At 20.0% G+C, this 1,417-nt stretch carries 1 protein-coding gene; it reads left to right on the forward strand.

Annotated features, from left to right (window positions below):
* Positions 1–277: 277 nt before the first annotated feature.
* The coding region (locus D9R21_RS06475) for an Mbov_0401 family ICE element transposase-like protein (RefSeq protein ID WP_148108877.1) at positions 278–1,417 on the forward strand (1,140 nt) is incomplete at its 3' end.

The raw sequence follows: 1,417 nt of genomic DNA on the forward strand, positions 1-1,417 counted from the left end.
CTGTTTTTGGATTAAATTCTTTCATTTTTTACTCCTTTATATGGTTAAATATAAGTAGAGAAAAACATGTACAGAAGAACTTGACACGGTTCTTTTTTTATTATCTATATTTTACATCAAAATAAAAAAAAAGTAAATTACTTTACTTTTTTCAGTTAAATTAATTTGCTAATAATTAACAATTAAATTATAACACAATAAATAAAAAATAATATCTTTTTTTGCATTTTTATTATTTTTGTGTTAATGTGTAGAACTAAGGAAAGAGGGTAAAAAAATGATAAATATTGATAACAACTTTTTTAAGAATTTTAATAATTTGTTATATATACAAAGTATTGAAATTATTCAACAAAATTTAGAAGATTGTGATGAATGAATTTTTAAAAATTATAAAATTGATGAAACTTTAAAAGAATTTAAAGATTATAAAGTAAAAGAAATAAAACCAAGAACATTAACTATTTTAAATGGGAAAATAACTTTTAAAAGAAGAAAATATTATAAAATTAATCCAGAAACAGGTAAAGAAGAATATATTTTTCCTTTGGATAAACTTTTAGGAATTGAAAAATGACAAAGAATAGATAATTCTGTTAAAGAAAAAATATTATCATTTATTACTGAGAACAAAAGATATAAAGATATTTTAGATACTATGGAACATGTAAAAATTAGTTTAATGACAATATCTAATATTATGAAAAGTGCAAAAACTGATGAAGAATATTATATTAATAAAACTAATAAAAAAATAGATATTCCACACACTTTATATATTCAAATGGATGGGACTTATTTGAAAATGTTAGATTCAACAAAACAAGGAAGAAAAAAGATAAAAAAACACACGATAGCATGTACTGTTAATACTGGTTTTAATGAAGAAAAATCAACTAAAAATAGACCTGTAATTGCAAATAAATTAGGTGTTTTTGAAATGGATAATATTCCAGATTATCTTAAAAAAGAAGCAAATTTAAAACCAGTTCTTATAAAATTATTTTCTTTAATTGAAACTCATTTCAAAATGAAACCCAATATTGAAATTATGATTTTAGGTGATGGTGCATTATGAATTAAAAATACTAAAAATTTTATGCATCAATATTTTCCTAAAAATAAAATTCACTATACAATAGATAAATTTCATCTTACAAGTAGATTTAAAAAACTATATACATATCAAAATAAAAATAAGGAAAATAGAGAAACATATCATAAAGCAGTTGATTATTTTTTTAATGCTAAATATGAAGAATTATTACAGTGTTTAGAAGATAGTAAATCTTTTATAAGCGATGCTAAATTAGATTTATTAAATAAAGCTATTACATTAATTAAAAATAATAAAGAAGGAATTAAAAATCAAACATTAGAATATAATATTGGTTGTCATGTGGAAGGTGATATATCA

The sequence above is a fragment of the Spiroplasma endosymbiont of Megaselia nigra genome (assembly GCF_003987485.1).
GTDB lineage: Bacteria > Bacillota_I > Bacilli_A > Mycoplasmatales > Mycoplasmataceae > Spiroplasma.